The 16,581-nt window shown below is 66.9% G+C and carries 21 protein-coding genes and 1 pseudogene; 13 read left to right on the forward strand and 9 right to left on the reverse strand.

Annotated elements, in window-relative coordinates; translation table 11 throughout:
- Position 1 precedes the first annotated feature (1 nt).
- The 8 genes from BLT64_RS18005 to BLT64_RS18040 form a co-directional block, all read right to left on the reverse strand.
- Complete coding sequence (locus BLT64_RS18005; protein ID WP_011748916.1) at positions 2–553, reverse strand: HK97 family phage prohead protease; 552 nt, start codon at positions 551–553, stop codon at positions 2–4.
- A complete protein-coding gene (locus tag BLT64_RS18010; protein ID WP_011748915.1) occupies positions 553–1,788 on the reverse strand; it encodes a phage major capsid protein in 1,236 nt (411 codons plus the stop codon). The genes BLT64_RS18005 and BLT64_RS18010 overlap by 1 nt, the downstream gene beginning before the upstream one ends.
- Positions 1,789–1,796: 8 nt before the next feature.
- The gene (locus tag BLT64_RS18015) at positions 1,797–2,129 is read right to left on the reverse strand and encodes an HNH endonuclease (protein ID WP_011748914.1); all 333 of its coding nucleotides are present in this window, start codon (positions 2,127–2,129) and stop codon (positions 1,797–1,799) included.
- Complete coding sequence (locus BLT64_RS18020) at positions 2,126–3,760, reverse strand: terminase large subunit domain-containing protein (RefSeq protein ID WP_011748913.1); 1,635 nt, start codon at positions 3,758–3,760, stop codon at positions 2,126–2,128. The genes BLT64_RS18015 and BLT64_RS18020 overlap by 4 nt, the downstream gene beginning before the upstream one ends.
- Entirely contained in the window at positions 3,757–3,972 is a 216-nt protein-coding gene (locus BLT64_RS18025) for a hypothetical protein (protein WP_128492958.1), read from the reverse strand. The genes BLT64_RS18020 and BLT64_RS18025 overlap by 4 nt, the downstream gene beginning before the upstream one ends.
- Positions 3,973–4,324: 352 nt before the next feature.
- A complete protein-coding gene (locus tag BLT64_RS18030) occupies positions 4,325–4,591 on the reverse strand; it encodes a hypothetical protein (protein WP_011748912.1) in 267 nt (88 codons plus the stop codon).
- The gene (locus BLT64_RS18035; RefSeq protein ID WP_011748911.1) at positions 4,588–5,121 is read right to left on the reverse strand and encodes a head-tail connector protein; all 534 of its coding nucleotides are present in this window, start codon (positions 5,119–5,121) and stop codon (positions 4,588–4,590) included. Before BLT64_RS18035 ends, BLT64_RS18030 begins: the two co-directional genes overlap by 4 nt.
- Positions 5,118–5,483, reverse strand: a complete 366-nt coding sequence (locus BLT64_RS18040) for a hypothetical protein (protein WP_139171643.1) — start codon at positions 5,481–5,483, stop codon at positions 5,118–5,120. Before BLT64_RS18040 ends, BLT64_RS18035 begins: the two co-directional genes overlap by 4 nt.
- 50 nt (positions 5,484–5,533) lie before the next feature.
- Between BLT64_RS18040 and BLT64_RS18045 the strand changes: the two are divergent.
- From BLT64_RS18045 to kynU, 12 genes and pseudogenes are all read left to right on the forward strand, one after another.
- Positions 5,534–6,001, forward strand: a pseudogene (locus BLT64_RS18045) (MotA/TolQ/ExbB proton channel family protein); the annotation flags it as partial.
- Positions 5,998–6,267, forward strand: a complete 270-nt coding sequence (locus BLT64_RS18050) for a hypothetical protein (RefSeq protein ID WP_011748909.1) — start codon at positions 5,998–6,000, stop codon at positions 6,265–6,267. The pseudogene BLT64_RS18045 and the gene BLT64_RS18050, both read left to right, overlap by 4 nt.
- A complete protein-coding gene (locus tag BLT64_RS18055) occupies positions 6,264–8,348 on the forward strand; it encodes a flagellar biosynthesis protein FlhA (protein ID WP_011748908.1) in 2,085 nt (694 codons plus the stop codon). Before BLT64_RS18050 ends, BLT64_RS18055 begins: the two co-directional genes overlap by 4 nt.
- Positions 8,345–9,103, forward strand: a complete 759-nt coding sequence (locus BLT64_RS18060) for a flagellar biosynthetic protein FliR (RefSeq protein WP_011748907.1) — start codon at positions 8,345–8,347, stop codon at positions 9,101–9,103. The genes BLT64_RS18055 and BLT64_RS18060 overlap by 4 nt, the downstream gene beginning before the upstream one ends.
- Positions 9,100–10,206 carry a flagellar type III secretion system protein FlhB gene (gene flhB / locus BLT64_RS18065; RefSeq protein ID WP_011748906.1) on the forward strand — a complete coding sequence of 369 codons (1,107 nt, stop codon included), beginning with the start codon at positions 9,100–9,102 and terminating at the stop codon, positions 10,204–10,206. Before BLT64_RS18060 ends, flhB begins: the two co-directional genes overlap by 4 nt.
- A complete protein-coding gene (locus BLT64_RS18070) occupies positions 10,203–10,589 on the forward strand; it encodes a hypothetical protein (protein ID WP_041530287.1) in 387 nt (128 codons plus the stop codon). Before flhB ends, BLT64_RS18070 begins: the two co-directional genes overlap by 4 nt.
- 152 nt (positions 10,590–10,741) lie before the next feature.
- Positions 10,742–10,954 carry a hypothetical protein gene (locus tag BLT64_RS26485; protein ID WP_128492957.1) on the forward strand — a complete coding sequence of 71 codons (213 nt, stop codon included), beginning with the start codon at positions 10,742–10,744 and terminating at the stop codon, positions 10,952–10,954.
- 152 nt (positions 10,955–11,106) lie between these two features.
- On the forward strand, positions 11,107–11,751 hold the full coding sequence (locus BLT64_RS18075) for a TetR/AcrR family transcriptional regulator (protein WP_011748904.1): 645 nt from the start codon (positions 11,107–11,109) through the stop codon (positions 11,749–11,751).
- Positions 11,752–11,871: 120 nt separating this feature from the next.
- Positions 11,872–12,210, forward strand: coding sequence for a hypothetical protein (locus BLT64_RS18080; protein WP_041529982.1), 339 nt, complete (start codon positions 11,872–11,874; stop codon positions 12,208–12,210).
- A gap of 3 nt (positions 12,211–12,213) precedes the next feature.
- Positions 12,214–12,501: an I78 family peptidase inhibitor gene (locus BLT64_RS18085; RefSeq protein ID WP_011748902.1), complete on the forward strand. Its 288-nt coding sequence runs from the start codon at positions 12,214–12,216 to the stop codon at positions 12,499–12,501.
- 315 nt (positions 12,502–12,816) lie between these two features.
- Positions 12,817–13,845, forward strand: coding sequence for a substrate-binding domain-containing protein (locus BLT64_RS18090; protein WP_011748901.1), 1,029 nt, complete (start codon positions 12,817–12,819; stop codon positions 13,843–13,845).
- Positions 13,846–13,862: 17 nt separating this feature from the next.
- Positions 13,863–15,107 carry a kynureninase gene (gene kynU / locus BLT64_RS18095; protein WP_011748900.1) on the forward strand — a complete coding sequence of 415 codons (1,245 nt, stop codon included), beginning with the start codon at positions 13,863–13,865 and terminating at the stop codon, positions 15,105–15,107.
- 9 nt (positions 15,108–15,116) lie between these two features.
- Here the strand turns inward: kynU and BLT64_RS18100 are convergent, their stop codons facing one another.
- Positions 15,117–15,887 (reverse strand): DeoR/GlpR family DNA-binding transcription regulator, encoded by a 771-nt coding sequence (locus BLT64_RS18100; RefSeq protein ID WP_011748899.1) that lies wholly within the window; start codon positions 15,885–15,887, stop codon positions 15,117–15,119.
- Between the two features lie 189 nt (positions 15,888–16,076).
- Here BLT64_RS18100 and BLT64_RS18105 point away from each other — a divergent pair.
- Positions 16,077–16,581: FGGY family carbohydrate kinase (locus BLT64_RS18105; RefSeq protein ID WP_254777245.1), on the forward strand; the 505-nt coding region annotated here is incomplete at its 3' end.

A 16,581-nucleotide genomic window follows, 5' to 3' on the forward strand; every position in this document is an offset into this window, starting at 1 on the left:
GTCAGAGCCTCCATCGGTTCAGGTGATGCGCGACGATGCGTTCCGCGACCTCGCCCACGGGCTGCCATTCCCGCGCCTCGATCTGGGCTTGCGAATAGGCCGGCCGGGTGACGGCCGAGACCTCGAACAGGTCGGCCGCCGTGATGGTGCGCAGCGTCCCGGCCGCGCGGCGCTCGATGCGCTCGCCGCCGCGGGGAACGCGGAAACCGGGCGACAGGCCACGGATCAGGCCCGAGGCATGAGCGGCAAGGAAGTCCCGCGCCCAGCTGGTCTGGCCGTCAATCGTGGCCTCGATCTGCAAGGCGGTATCGGTATCGCGCAGCTGCAAGGTGCCGGCCGCGCGCGATGCCAGCGGCCGGTTGAAATCATGGCCGGCCAGCAGGTGGATATCCTCGCCCCGCTCGATCCGGTCTGCGAAGGCGCGGGCGGCGATAACCTCATACCGCCCGGCTGCCAGTTCGGTTTCCGCGCCATAAGGGAACGTCGCCCGAAGGCGGGTTGCCCCGCCCTCGCTGCGCAGTTCCAGCGCCCCCAGTGACGCCCCCCACAGCATCAGGGTTCCCCGATGCCGGTCAGGATGCGGGTCTGCATCCCACGCGGCACGGTAAAATCGGCCGTGACCAGCGCCGTCAGCACCAGTTGGCCCGACTGCGCCTTGGTGTAGGGATCGCGGATCAGGTCCACGCCGCCATAGATGCCGAGATAGCCCGGCGCGATGCCCTGCACGGTCGCGGTCAGGATCGCGGTTTCATCGGGAATGACATTGCTGATCGCCGGGCCGGCGATGTGCTTGGTCAGGCGGTCCCATTCCGAAACGGCGGTGCCGGTGATCAGCGCATCATCCAGCTCGGCCCAGATCGCCGGGCCGAAACCCAGATTGACTTGGGCAGCCGAGGTGATCGCGTTGGCCTGCATGAAGACCACCACCTGCGCCCGGAACGCCGCCCAGGTCGCAGCCGCGCCAACGGCGGTCGAGGCGATGCCATAGGTCGCCGCGCCGGGGATCATGCCCAGAGGCTGGCCGGCCGCGCCGGAACCGTTCACCACCACGCGGTCAAGCTCGGCCCCGATGGCGGCGTTCAGGTCGCGGCGGATGGCCGATTCCAGCCCCTCGCCCGCCTGTTTCAGCGCCTTGCGGCTGATGATCATCTGCGCCCCGCCGGTCTGGTCGGGGTTCAGGCTGCGTTCCGAGGTCTGGTATTCCGAGGCCGCGCCGACATTGCCCAGCTCGGTGGTCTGCCAGCCGAACACAGCGCCGGCGGTCGCAACCGGGAATTCCAGCTCGCCCGAGGTGATGTTGATGGACTGGACGCCGAGGCGCGATGCCACCGAGGCCGGGAACAGCCGGTCGATTACCGGGCGAATGGTCTTGGGATTGATCTGGTCGGCCGCGACGGTTTCGCCCGCGCGGGTTTCCAGAGCCGCCAGCGGGACCGGGACGCCCTGATAGCCGCCCTTGCTGCGCAGTTCGTCCACGACTTCCTTGGTCGCGCCCGACAGCGCCCGGCCTTCATCGATGGCCAGCGCCACCTGGCGCAGCTCGAAGCGACCGACCAGTTCGGCATATTCGCGGTCGGAACGGGTTTCCAGATCGGCCCCGGCCTCGCGGCGTTCGGTATCTTCCGCGATCAGCGCAGCGCGATACCGGGTTTCGTTGGCGCGATATTCCGCGTCCATGGTCTCCATGGAGCGGGTTTCGTCCTCGGTCGGGCTTTCCTTGCCGACCAGACCCGCAAGCGCCTGCCGGATTTCCGACTGGCGACGGGCGATTTTGACACTATCCAGCATGTGATACCTCATGTTGCCGGGTTTGGGTTCGTCGCCAGATCGGCAACGGCTTGCGCCCAGGCATCGCGCTCGGGCGACCGGATCGGTGCGGGGTGGCCGCATTCGATCCGGGTTTTCCTGGTGTGGCAGGAGCTGCACCGGGTGGCGCAGTTGCCGGGGTCGAAGGCCAGATGCGGATGCGTCCTCACCGGCTTCACATGGTCGATTTCCAGCCGGCCGCGCTTCGTGCCGCAGTCCACACACGCCCAGCCGTCGCGCTCCAGCACGATCTGGCGCAGCACCTGCCAGCGCTTGGTTTTCAGGACGGGCCGGGAATGGCGCCGCCATTGGTCGCGCTTCATGCCCATGCCGCCCTCGCTTTCCGGGTCGGTGCGGCCTGCATCCGCGCGCCCTGGGCAACCGCCAGCACCGCCGCCGCCGCCGCGTCGATGCGGCCGAGGGCGCGGCCCTTCGCCAACTTGGCGTTGCCGGCCGGGTCGATCAGGGTCACGGCATCCGCGAAGGCGAAGCGCAGCAGCAGCGACGGCACGACCTTCACGTCGCCGTCGAACAGCGCGCGGCGGAACCGCTCGATATCCTCGGCCCCGTCCTTCCAGCCGAAGCCGCGCCAGATGAAAGGGACGCGGGCGAGGCCTGCGCCGTTCATCGCCTCGGCAAACTCGGCATGGCGGAAACGGTCGCCGACGATGCAGGCGGGCTGGATACCGTCCAGCTGGCGCACGATCTCGGCCAGCCACGGGCCGGGCGGAACCGTGTTCTCGCCCATGACCGACAATTCGCCACGCTCGTGCATTTCGACATAGCGATGGGCGACGGCATCGGCCGCGCCGCGATCCGCCAGCGACGGGAAGGCCGGGAAGGTGCCGAGGGCTTCCAGCCGCCCGGTTTCCGGCCAGTAGAACGCCGCCGCCGACATGGAGCGCGAACCGCCCAGGTCCACGCCGAGAATGCAAGGGCCTTCGCGGGGCGGCAGATCCTCGGGCGCGACCTCGGCCGAAAGCCATTCGTCCACCGTGACCAGCACCGACCGATTCTCGATCGACACGCGCTCGTTGCGGTTCAGGTTGCGGAAGCTGGACAGGGCCGCGCCGCCGCGCGCGATGGCGGTCTTTGCCGCCGACAGCAGCCATTCCGGGGTCGAGCCGATGCCCTCGGCCGCGCCGGGGTTCGCCAGCAGCAGGCTTTCCAGATCATCGGCCGGCAGGCCGAAGGGCGGGCGATGCTCCTGGACGTAAGAACCGGGCGGCGGTTCATCCAGCCAGCGGCTGAAGGTGTTGGTGTCGTCGGGGGCCGAGGTCGAGATGATCAGCGCCCGGCCGTCGCGCTTGCCGAGACCCGAGAGAATGGCGTTTTCGAGATTGTCGCCCTTCTCGCGTTCCCAGGCGGCGCGCTCATCCATGATGGCCAGCGTCGGGGCACCGCCGAGAATGGACTTGCCGTCAGCGGCGATGCAGCGCGCCAGCCCGCCGCCATTGCCGCCGAATTCGATTTCCAGCTTGGAGCCGCGCCGAATGGTGAACTGCGCCTGATCGGACTCCGGCAGGCCGTTGATGTAGCCCAGCACGAAATTGAAGGCGATGCGCGCCTGGTCGCGGTTGCGGGCCGCGAAGATGATCTCGCGGTTCGGCTGCGGATCTTCCTGGAGCGCCCCGACCAGCTCGGCCAACGCGAGGCCCGCCGAAAGCGCCGTCTTGGCATTGCCCCGCCCGATGGACAGGACGCCGACCGTCACGCCTTTGCCGAACGCACCTTTCACGAATTTTTTCTGGAAATTCGCCAGTTTGAGCGGTTTTCCGGCCTTTTTGCCCTCGGGAACGCGCAACAGGCCCAAAAACTGGATCGCCCGCATCGACGGCGATTTTCCCCGGATTTTTTCCAGAAGTGAGAGAGGAACACTCTGGCGCCGGTCCCCCGGCAAAACCGAAGTCTGGGCATTGGGACCATGCCCGAACAGGTCGCGATCCGGGATCATGCCGACACCTCGACAGGGCGGCGGGCGATCCAGCCCCGGCACTCCATGACCTGATAGCAGAACCGCTTGGCCTCGGCCCTCGGCGTCGGGATGCCGTGATGCTGTGCGAGGCGATCAGCCAGCGCTGCCCAGTTCGCGACATGATCGACGGCCACGCCCTTGCGGCGCGCGATCTTGGTCAACCGCTTTCTGTGATTCGTCGTTCGTGCCATCTCTCATTCCTCTCTGACTTCACCGTTGCCCCCTGCTGGATGGTGAGGGCTTGAGCTAAGGGCATAGGACGACCAGCCCCGGCACATGGCCCGAGCTAGTCCCTATGCCCTGGGCGATCTTGCTGGCCGGAGCCGGGCCGTCGCTTTGGGCCGAGCCGTGCGCGTGACCTGCGCCGGATCGTCGGTTGCTGCTTGCAGGACGTGGTCACTGTCCTGGGGAACGGGCCTCAACCTTTCGGACTGCCCTTGCCTATGTTCCCGCCCCGTGGTGGGCGCAGCCGATCCAGAGCCACCGTATGCTAACCGTCCTCTGGTCGGCCCCCGCGTGCCGTCATGCGCGGGGTCATGTCTGTCAGTCGTCGCGGTCGATCAGCATCACATCGTCCGGCAGATCGTCACATGCACCGACCGGACCGCGATCCTGTTGCGTGGCCGCGACCAGCCGCTCCATGACGGCGAATTGCTTGTGAGAGGGGCGCCAGCCCGGCCGCTTGCGGTCGCGCTGGATGGACAAGGCAAAGCCCCGTTCCCAGCCCCTGGCATTGGCGATGACGCGGCCCCAGCTAAACAGCAGGCGGTCAACATCGGGGTGGCCTGTATAGGCTTCCTCGGCCCTCATAGCTGCACCCCGCGATAGCGGCCGAGGATACGGGCAAAATGCGCTGAAAGGGTTACTTCCTTCACATTGGCATTGCCGCGCACATCGTAATAGACCGCGACCTGATCCGTCATCGCCTGGCGAATATCGGCAGGGATATTCTCGGGCAGCGCGCCGAACCCGGCCCGATACTCGATCTCCACCACGCCGGGCGGCGGGTTGCCGCAGATCATCAGCAGCGGCCGCGACCCGCCGCCCATCAGCAAATCCGCCCAAGGCTGGGTATTGATGGTGACGTTGATGCTGTCGCGGTCGAGGATCGGCACGATGGGCAGGCGCACATGGCCCCGAGGCCAGCCCGGCAGCAGGATGCGGATAGTCTGATCCAGCAGCGCGATCTGGGCGTAATCCTCGGCCTCGCGCGCCACCGCATCGATCATGCGGGCGAAATCGGGATCCTCTTCCTCATGATCGACCCGCGCCCACCGTTTGGTGTCCGTCAGGGTCAACCATGCGTCCTGGCCGGTCATGGGGATGCGTTCGACGTTCATGCCGCCTCCTCCCCGCTGACATACGACAGGAAGGCCACCTGATCGGCCGGGGGCAGTGCCTCATAGCAGGCCAGCGCATAGGCCTTGCGCTCGGCCGTGCTGGCCCAGCTGGCCCATTCCCGCGCCTCGGGCATCAGCCGGTAGGGGTTCGGGATCGGATGGCCGGGCGACAGATGGGCGTGGATGATTTCGAGGAAGCGCACCGCGTCGGCGCCGCAGTTCAGCGCGGCATTGATCAGGTGACGGGCCGCAGCTTGGCGGCGGGCGTTTTCCTCGATCCGGTCGAGGAAGATCACCGCGTAGTCATGCACCGGCCGGAGCGTCGAGTGTCCCGAACGCTCTTCTAAGCTATTGACCTGCAAGGGGCTGATTTTGCCCGATGTGTCCCTTTCGCTGCCTTGATTTTCAAGGAAACTTTCGAGACTGTCACAGTTCCTATCAGGTCGAAGAGATGCTTTCACAGCGTATCGGCCTGATGAACGAAGAAACCATGCACGCCCCGCATGCATTGCAGAACATGGCCGATGCGCTGCCCGCGCTGGGAATCGTCGCGGCCGTCCTGGGCGTGATCAAGACCATGAGCTCGATCGACCAGCCGCCCGAGGTGCTGGGCAAGATGATCGGCGGCGCGCTTGTCGGCACGTTCCTGGGCGTGTTCCTGGCCTATGCGATCGTCGCCCCATTCGCCCAGCGGCTGGGGGCCGTGACCAAGCAGGACCAGGCCTTTTACGACGTGATCAAATCCGTCCTGGTGGCGGGCCTGCATCAGCATGCGACCAATCTGTGTGTCGAGGTAGGCCGGCAATCGGCGCCCGATCATGTCCGTCCCTCGTTCGGCGATCTCGAGAACGCGCTGCGCGAGCTGAAGAGGGCGTCGTGATCGCGGCGCTGATCCTGTCCGCCGCGCTGGCCGAAGCCGCCGCAGGCGGGGTGCCGACCCGAGAGGGCATGATCCGCGACGCGACGGACCGGCTGCTTTACGATGAGCCGCTGCCTGCGGATATCGACGACAGGCTGATGCGGCTTTCGCCCTCCGACCGGATCGAGGTCCTGATTTTTCTCAGGCGGTCGGGCATGCTGATCGGTCCGGCCTGGAGCATTGAGCGCCTGCTGGAACCGGCAAGACCCCAGGGAGCACAGGAATGAGCATTGCCGAAACACCCGCAGCGGGCTGGGCGGTGCGGCCGCTGATCATCACCGGGGTTTTGCTGCTGATCGTGCTGTCCATGGTCATCCCCATGTCGGCGCGGCTGCTGGACCTGGGGATCGCGCTGTCCATCGCCAGCGCGACATTGATCCTGGTGATGGCCTCGCTTGTGGAAAAACCCACGGATTTCCAGGCTTTCCCGGTCCTGCTGCTGGTCTCGCTGCTGATCCGGTTGTCGCTCAACATCTCATCGACCCGGCTGATCCTGACCAATGGCCAGAACGGTGCCAATGCCGCCGGCCATGTCATCGAGGCCTTCGCCGAATTCGTGGCCGGCGGCTCGCTTCTGGTCGGGCTGACGGTCTTTGCCGTGATCACGGTGGTGAACTTCATGGTCATCACCAAGGGGTCGGGGCGCATGGCCGAGGTTTCGGCCCGGTTCGCTCTGGATTCCCTTCCGGGCAAGCAGCTTGCCATCGACGGCGACCTGAACTCGGGTGCGATCGACCATGACGAGGCCAAGCGCCGCCGCGCCCGCGAGCAACGCGAAATCAGCTTTTTCGGCTCTCTCGACGGGGCATCGAAATTCGTCAAGGGCGATGCCATCGCCGGTCTGGTCATCACGCTGATCAACCTGTTCGTCGGTCTGGCCGCGGGCGTGATCCTGCACGGCATGCCGGTGGCCGAGGCCATGTCCACCTATTCCCGGCTGACCATCGGGGACGGGCTGGTCAGCCAGATCCCGGCGCTGATCACCTCGATGGCGGCGGCGCTGCTCTTGTCCCGCGGCGGGGCGACCGAGACGACCGCCGATCTGCTGTCGCAGCAATTCCTCAGCAACTGGCAGGTGCCCTTCATCTGCGCGGTGGGCATGCTGTTCATCGGTCTGGTCCCCGGCATGCCGACGCTGGTCTTTTTCGGCCTGGCTGCGGTGCTGGGCGTGGCGGCCTGGTTCATTCGCGCCCGGCAGGACAAGACCAGACCCGAGGATGCGGCACCCGTGGAATCCCATGCCGCCGCCTCGGCGCAGACCCGCATTGGCGACGTGCTGGATACTGATGAGATATGCGTCGAGATCGGTGCGGGCCTGATTCTCAGTGCGCTTGATCCGGTGCGCGGGTTGGGCCAGCGCATCACCAACCTCAGGCTGCACATTGCGCGCGCCTATGGGATGATCCTGCCCGATGTCCGCATCACGGACGGCACCGGCTTTCAAGAGGGCGAGTATGTCGTCCGGTTGCAGGGCGTCGTGCGCGGCAAGGGTGTCCTGCGGCCGCAGGGCGTGCTGGCGTTGGGTGCGGAAGCCATGCTCGACGAACTGGACGGCGAAAACGTGCGCGAGCCGGTCTATGGCAGCGCCGCGCGCTGGATCGCGCCGGAATGGCAGGACGAGGCGGCGATCGCCGGTGCTACCGTCGTGACCCCGATGGAGGTGCTGTCCACGCATCTGATGGAGGTGGTCAAGACCAACCTGCCCGCGCTTTTGACCATGTCCTCGATGCAGCGGATGATCCGCGAACTCTGCAGCGTCTCGGACGAGCATCGCGCCCAGCTGAACCAGCGGTTCTTCGACAGCATGGTGCCGGACAAGGTGCCGCCCGAGATGCTGCTGGCCGTCCTGCGCGGCTTGCTGGAAGAGCGGATCTCGGTCCGCAACCTGGTGCTGATCACCGATGCGGTGCATGAGGCGCGCGGCGGTGCCTCGCCCGAGGCCGTCTATGAGCAGGTGCGCAAGCGGCTGCGTGGCCAGATCACCGAGCAGTTCCTGGACGAGGACGGCTATCTGGAATTGCTGCAACTGCATCCGCAATGGGAGGCAGAGATTGCCCGCAGCGAAGCCGAAAGTGCAAGGGCGGGGAATGGCGCCATCCCGCAGATCCAGAAACGGCTGGCCGATGCCTTGCAGGCCACGCTGAGCGGTTTGCCACCCGGCATCGAGGTGGTCCTGGCGGTGCCCGATCACCGTCGGCGCCTGGTGCGGATGATGCTGTCCTCGGCCGGGATCGCGACCCCGGTGCTGGGGCTGGACGAGATCGACCCGGGCGCACAGGTCAGGCTGCGGGGAACGGTCGGGCCATGACCCAGTTGCTGGCGGATCCGCGCCTGGCGGCCATGCTGGCCGGGCTGCTGCTGACCTATTGCCGGGTGCAGGCCTGCTTCCTGATGCTGCCGGTTTTCTCCGAGCGCGCCATGCCGGTCCGGGTGCGCGCGGCGCTGGTCATGGCGGTCACGCCCCTGCTGGCGGAACATGCGCAATCGGTGGGTGGAATTGACGGTTTGCTGCATCTTGCTGCCCTGGCAGGGGCCGAGATCCTGTCCGGGCTGGTGCTTGGCGGGCTCGTGCGGCTGTTCGCCGTTGCGCTGAACATCGCTGCCACGGCCATCGCTGCGACCGCGTCGCTGTCGCAGCTGATCGGCGCGGCCAATGAATATTCCCCGCACCCCATCGGCAACCTGATGCATCTGGCCGGGTTGGCCGTCCTGATGGCTCTGGGCTTTCCGGTCCTTGCATGCGACCTGTTGCGCGAAAGCCTGGTGCTGCGGCCTCTTGGGGATTGGCCGCAGGTCTCCGAGGCTTTGCCCAGCGCAGTTTCACTGGTCCGGCAAAGCTTCGTTCTGGCCATGCTGCTGGCGGCCCCGTTCATCCTGGGCGGTTTCCTGTTCCAGGTCCTGTCGGGCATGATCAGCAAGGTCATGCCGACGCTGCCGGTGATCTTCATCGGTGCGCCGGGGGCGATCCTGCTGGCCTTGCTGGCGCTTGTGATGCTGGCGCCTTCGATCCTTTCGGTCTGGGTCGATGCGGTTCTCGGCAAAATGGGAGCACTGCTGCGATGAGCCGGGAAAACAACGACGACAAGCAGTTCGACGCCACGGAAAGCAAGCTGCGCAAGGCCCGGCAGGAAGGCGATGTCCCGCGCTCGGCGGAACTGCAATCGGCGCTGATGTATCTGGGTTTCTGGTTCGCTGCACTGTTCGCCACGATCTGGGCCGTGCCGGCATGGCTCGGCATGGCCGCGCGCGTCCTGGGCGGCGAGCCATGGCCCGATGCCGAAGGGCGCGCGGTCGCCGATCTGGCGCGTGCCCTGGCGGGGCAGGCCGGGCTGGTGACCGTCGCGGGGGTCGCGATCATGGCGCTGCCGATCCTGCTTGGCATGGTGGCGCAGCGTTCCGTCGTGCTGACGCCCAAGAAGCTGTTGCCCGACTTCAAGCGCGTCAACCCGGTCAAGAATGCCGCGCAGAAATTCGGCAAGAGCGGGCTGGTCACCTTTGCCATCTCGCTGGGAAAGGCCCTGCTGGTCGGCGTGGGAGGCTGGTTTCTCTACGCCTCGCTTTTGGCTTGGCTGATGACCTCGGGCGCGATGCGGGATCTGCAATGGGTCGAGGGGCTGGGTCTGATCCTGCGCCGGGCGGTGCTTCTGGCGCTGGGGATCGGTGCGATCTTCGCCATCATCGACCTGATCTGGAAGCGGCTCGAATACCTGAAGCGGCACCGCATGTCCCGGCAGGAGATGCAGGACGAACACAAGGAAAACGAGGGCGATCCGCACCTGAAGGCCGCGCGGCGGCAAAAGGGCGTGGACATCGTGCTCAGCGCCATGCTGGCCGATGTCCAGAAGGCCGACGTGATCATCGTCAACCCGACCCACTATGCGGTGGCGCTGGAGTGGAAACGCGGCAGCGGCCGGGCTCCGGTCTGCCTGGCGAAAGGGGTGGACGACGTGGCCCGCCGCATCCGCGAGCGCGCGCAGGATCATCGGGTGCCCATCTGGTCCGATCCGCCCTGCGCCCGTGCCCTGCACGCCACGGTCGAGATCGGACAGGAGATCAAGGCCGAACATTTCGCTCCGGTCGCCGCCGCCATCCGCTTTGCCGAGGCCATGCGCAAGAAGGCGCGCGAGGGATGGGGCAGCCCGCCCCGGCGCAGGGAGGGGATATGAGGCGCGTCAGCGATGCGCTTGCCGGGCTGGAACGGATCGCCCGGCTGAAGGCGGATATGGAAATGCGGCGCCTGGCCGCCTTTCGCGCGCATGTCGAGGCGGCGCGCCATCGGATCGGCCGGCTGGAGGCTGAGCTCGAGGCGATCTATCGCTCGGACCAGCCGTTCTCGATCCCCGAGGCGCGGTTGACGAATGCCCTGGCGGGCGAACGCAGCCGGGCCCTGCTGGCGGCCGAGGGCGAGCTGGCCCGGATCCTGCCCGGCTATGAACAGGTCCGGCAGGCTGCCGCACGCGAATTCGGCCGCGGCGAGGCCGTGCATGCCTTGCGCAAGGATCTGGCCGGGCAGGCTCGGCGGGACAGGCTGCGGCGCGATGGCGCATGACGATGCAGGGCCTCGGTAAGAAGCTGGCTGGAGCCGGGGCGATCAGCACCAATCGCGGCCGGGGATGCGCGGCCCCTGCCGAATCGCGCCTGACGATCCGGGCTGGCCTCGTCTCCGATATCAGCGGCCGTTATGATCTCGGGGCGTGAATCGTGAAAACGGCCCTTGCCTTGCCGGGTTTCACGGCAAGGGCCGGCGTATTTTCCATCGCCCTGCCGGCGCGGCTGCAAGGCAGGTCGCAGGGGATCACGGAAAAAGGCATCGGTTCTTCCGGTTCTCTCGGTTCGCGCTGCAAGGCCGCGCCGATTCCGATGATCCCCCTGCGATCCGTGATGAGTCCCGCGACAATCCACGACAAGTTTTAGACATATTGCGCTTCATGCCGCGCAGAAGCTTTGCAAAGAATCTGGTTTGCCCTTATGAACGGAAAGGCTCGATTTCGGCGGCGTTCCGGTGTCTGTGTTTTGTCCCGCGGTTTCGCGAGACAAGTTAAGGAGTAATCAGGGGGTACTCGTGGATGCCTAAGGCTCTTCCAGTAACGCGCGGTCGCAAATTCCTGCAGGTGCTAGAGGGCGCCAGGACGATCTTTCTGCGCGATGGGTTCGAGGGGGCAAGCGTTGATGACATTGCCCGAGAGGCGGGTGTGTCGAAGGCGACACTCTATAGTTATTTTCCCGACAAGCGCGTCATGTTCATGGAGGTTTTTCGTAACGAGCTTTCCCGCGAGGCTGCCGATGCCAGCGCGCTGATCGAGGTCGAGCTTCCGGTCGGGCAGGTTCTGCCCTTTATCGTCCTGATCATCTCGGCGCATATGATCTCGGAGTTCGGGCTGCGCATCTTCAGGGTCAGCGTGGGCGAGGCCGAGCGTTTCCCCTCGCTCGCGCAGGAGTATTACGAATCCGGGCCGGCGCTTTTGCGCCAGCAGCTGATCGGTTATCTGGAGCGTTGCGTCCAGCGCGGGGAATTGCGCATTCCCGACCTGGAACTGGCGGCCGACCAGCTTATCGAACTGGCCGGGGTCACCATCCACGACCGTGCGCTGTTCCTGGGTCCGCAATCGGTGGACAAGGAGCTTTTGCGCAAGGTGAACCGCAGCGCGGTGGCCATGTTCCTTGCCTGCTACGGCGATGGCGGGAACGCGCTGGTCGCTGCGGCCGAATAGGCATTGACCGGCGCGGTTCCGCTGCAACGCCGCGCCGTATTCGTCGACGGGCCGCTTCTCATTTGCATGACGCACCCTTATGATGGCGCGCCAGAAATTCCCTTATTGGATGATTGCCTGATGACCCGAGCCCTGATCGCGCTTCTTGCTCTTGCCCCGCTTGCCGCTTGCACCCCGGCCTATGCGCCGGCGCCCAAGCCGGCTCCGGCCGTCGCGCCTCTGCCGCCCGTGCCGGTGGCCGGCGTCAGCGGGCTGGAATCGCGCGAACCCGATGCCTGCCATGCCAAGAACTATGTCTCGGCCCTGGGCCAGCCCGGCAGCATCATCCCGACCCTGGGCGTGAACCGCGACTATCGCGTCGTCGAATATCGCGGCATCGAGCCGCAGGAATACGATCCGCTGCGCATCGTCTTCCGGCTGGATGCGGCAGGCAATATCTACAATATCGATTGCGGCTGACGGATGCGTGGGATCAAGCGGTTCCTGTTGCTTGCGCCGCTTTGCGCGCTTGCCGCCTGTGTCGAGGCGACGCCTCCGGCACAGGTGCCCCAGCCCGGGGCCGACAGCTGCAACGCTGCATCGTTTCGCGGCCTGGTCGGCCAGCCGCGCGGGGTGCTGGACAGGGTGACCTTGCCGGCCGGCACGCGCATCATCGGCCCGCGCGATGCGGTGACGATGGATTTCAACGCCGGCCGGATGAACTTCGAGATCGGCGAGGACGGCCGGATCGCCAAGATCGGCTGTTATTGAGACAAAAGGGCGCGAGGACGGGATCGTCGCGCCCTTTTTCGACGGGCTTGCGGCATGGCAGGGGCGGCACCTTACCGATGCTGCCAGTTCTTTGGACCGACCACGCCGTGAGGGAGCCCCCTGCCGGGCATGGTTCTGGCCGAAAGCGGAATGCGCCGGCCCGCACCGCGCGATCAGGCGATGCCGCGCCCGGCCATGGCGCTTGCCCGGGCCGGGATCGCGGCTATGGACCGGCCGGGGCGGATGTTCTAGACATTTCATGGGGCAAGCGGGCGGCCGGGGCTGGCCCGAGAGGTTGCCGGGGGAGCTGGGGAATTGGCCACGCTGAAGGATGTCGCGCGGGCAGCCGGGCTGTCGGTCACGCAGACCAGCCGGGCGCTGAACGACCATTCCGACGTGAACGAGATGACGCGCAAACGGGTCAAGGCCGTGGCGCGGTCGCTGAACTATCAGGCCAATATCTCGGCGCGCAAGCTGGTGACCGGCCGTTCGGGCATGGTCGCGCTGGTGGTGCCGCAATCCACCAACCTGTCCGAGGACGGGCTGTTCATCGAGGGCGTCGCCGGGCTTTCGGCCCAGTTCTCGGGCCGCGGCATGCAGTTCGTGTTGCATGTCGCGCGCCAGGACGAGCCGATCACCGAGGTCTACAAGCGCCTGATCGGCAACGGCATGCTGGACGGTTTCGTGCTGTTCAGCCCGTCGGATAACGATCCGCGCGCCGCTTTCCTGCGGGAAAACCGCATCCCCTTCGTCGTGCACGGCCGCATCGGCCCGGCGCCCGACCACGCCTATTTCGATATCGAGAACGAGGGCATCCTCTATCAGATGACCAGCCACCTGACCGGGCTGGGCCATCGGCGCATCGCGCTGATCAATGGCCGGCAGGGGCTCAGCTTCGCCTCGGCCCGGCTGCGCGGCTATCGCCGGGCGCTGGACGCGGCGGGCATCGCATTCGACTCCGCGCTGACCCGGCATGGCGAGATGACCGAGGCGCTGGGGCTGGTCTCGACCGTCGAGATGTTCCGCCTGGGCGGGCCGCTGCCCACTGCGATCATCTGCAGCCACGTCCATATCGCCAAGGGGGTCTACAAGGCGCTGGAGGCGCTGGAGCTGTCGATCCCCGGCGATGTCTCGGTCATGGCACATGACGATCACCTGCCGGCGCTGCGGGCCTCGGCCTTCTTTCCGGCGCTCAGCGTGACCAAGGCGCCGCTGCGCGACAGCTGGGAACCGCTGGCCGATTGCCTGGCCGGCCTGCTGAAGGGCCGGCCGCTCAGGGAATTGCAGCGCGTCGGCCCGCATGAACTGATCATCCGCAACTCGACCGGCCCGGCGCCGGAATGAACAGCCAAGGACAAGCCATGACCCTTCCCGACCGTGCCGCGATCGAGGCGATGGATGCGCAGGACCCGCTGCGCCACTTGCGCGACGCATTCATCCTGTCCCCGGACGAGGTCTATCTGGACGGCAACTCCCTGGGCGTCCCGACCCGCGCCGCGCAAGAGGAACTGCTGCGCGCTGCCCGGGACGAGTGGGGCGGCGAGTTGATCCGCAGCTGGAACAGCGCCGGCTGGTTCGACCTGCCCATCGAGCTGGGCGACCGCATCGGGGGGCTGATCGGTGCGGCGCCGGGGCAGGTGGTGGTGGCGGACACCACTTCGGTGAACATCTACAAGGCGCTGCATGCCGCCATGGGCCTGCGGCCGGGGCGCAAGACCGTCGTCGCGGAAAGCGGCAGTTTCCCGACCGATCTCTATATCGCCGAGGGCGTGGTCTCGACCCTGCCCGGCGCGCGGCTGCAGCTGGAGGGCGTGGACGGCGCGACCATCGAGGACATGCTGGACGCCGATGTCGCCGCCGTGCTGGTCAACCATGTGAACTACAAGACCGGCGAATTGCGCGACATGGCCGCACTGACCGCCCGCATCCACGCGGCGGGCGCCGTCGCCGTCTGGGATCTGTGCCATTCGGCCGGTGCGCTGCCGGTGGAACTGGACGCGGCCGGGGCGGATTTTGCCGTGGGCTGCACCTACAAATACCTGAACGGCGGGCCGGGCTCGCCCGCCTTCGTCTATGCCGCGCACCGGCATCAGGGGCAGGCGCGCCAGCCGCTCAGTGGTTGGTGGGGCCATGCCCGGCCCTTTGCCTTCGAGACGGGTTACGAGGGCGATCCCGGTATTCGCCGCTTTCAATGCGGCACCCAGCCGATCCTGTCGATGCGGGCGCTGAAGGGTGCGCTGTCGATCTGGGACGGGGTGGACATGGCCGTGCTGCGGGCGAAAAGCCTGGCGCTGACCGGCCTGTTCATCCGGCTGGTCGAGGCGCGCTGCGCCGGTCTGGGGCTGGAGCTGGAAAGCCCGCGCGACGATGCCCAGCGCGGCAGCCAGGTCGCCTTTCGCCACGATCATGCCTGGCCGGTGATGCAGGCGCTGATCGCCCGCGGCGTGATCGGCGATTTTCGCGCACCTTCGACGCTGCGCTTCGGCTTTGCGCCGCTTTACCTGCGCCATGTCGATGTGCTGCGCGCGGCCGAGACGCTGGAGGAGGTCCTGAAAGGCGAAAGCTGGACGGACCCGCGCTTTGCCGCTCGGGCGGCGGTGACCTGAGGGCCTGGCCTAGCCTGCCGGCGGACAGATCCGCACCTCGGTGCGCCATTCGGCGCAGCGCCGGACCAGATCCTCGGGCAGGGGTTGGTCGGTGAAGATCGTGTCCAGTTCGGACAGGCTGGCGATGCGGGCGGGTGCGGGGCGGCCGATCTTGGAATGGTCGGTGACCAGGAAGGCGCGCCGCGACTGGCGCAGGATGGCGCGGCTGACCCGCACTTCCGCCAGGTCGAAATCCAGCAGATCGCCGTCATGGTCCAGCGCCGAGGTGCCGATGACTGCGTAATCCACCTTGAACTGCTCGAAGAACTGGGTGGTGAGTTCCCCCACCAGCCCGCCGTCCGAGCGTCGCAGCGCGCCGCCCGCCACCATGATCTCGCAGCCCGGATTGGCCAGCAGGATATTGGCGACGTTCATGTTGTTGGTGACGACGGTGATGTTGGAATGGTGGATCAGCGCGCGGGCCACCGCCTCGGTCGTGGTGCCCAGGTTCAGGATCAGGCTGCAATTGTCGGGAATTTCCGCCGCGCAGGCCGCGCCGATGGCGGCCTTGGCCTCGGCGTTCATGCGCCGCCGCGCCTCGTAGCCCAGGTTGACCGCGCCGGCGCGCGGCACCGCCCCGCCATGCACGCGGTCCAGAAGGCCCGCCCCCGCCATCTCGCCCAGGTCGCGGCGGATCGTCTGCAATGTCACGTCGAAGCGCTGCGCCAGATCGTCGACCAGCACCCGCCCCTCGGCACGGGCGAGTTCCAGGATTTCGTTCTGGCGTATGCTGAGGGCCACGGGGCGCGCTCCATCGGCTGGACCGCGATCACTCTATGCGATCCGGCCCCGCGCGCAAGCGTTCCCTGCGGGACAGGAGGGTGTCGCCGATGTTCGCATCGCCGGCGATCCGCCCGGAAACGAAAGCCGCTTGACCGGCTGTTTGCCGCGGTGCAGCCTGCCCATCACCCCGGATACAGCAGGCCGCCGATGACCCATATCCTCGCCATCGACCAGGGCACCACGTCCTCGCGCGCGATCCTGTTCGATGCGGGGCTGCGCGTGGTGTCCAGCGCCCAGCACGAATTCCCGCAGCACTACCCTTTTTCCGGCTGGGTCGAGCATGATGCCTCGGACCTTTGGGTGACGGTGGCTGGGGTGGCGCGTGCGGCGGTGGAAAAGGCCGGGCTGCATGCCGGCGACATCGCCGCCATCGGCATCACCAACCAGCGCGAGACCACGCTGCTCTGGGACCGCCGGACCGGCCAGCCGCTGCACCGCGCCATCGTCTGGCAGGACCGCCGCACTGCCGGGCTGTGCGACCGGCTCAGGGCCGAGGGGCACGAGCCGATGATCGCCGCCCGCACCGGGCTGCTGCTCGACCCGTATTTCTCGGGCTCGAAGCTGAAATGGCTGCTCGACAATATCGACGGCGCCCGCGCACGCGCCCGGCGCGGCGAGCTGGCCTTCGGCACCGTCGACAGCTGGCTGATCT

The sequence above is a fragment of the Paracoccus denitrificans genome (genome assembly GCF_900100045.1).
GTDB classification, from domain to species: Bacteria; Pseudomonadota; Alphaproteobacteria; order Rhodobacterales; family Rhodobacteraceae; genus Paracoccus; species Paracoccus denitrificans.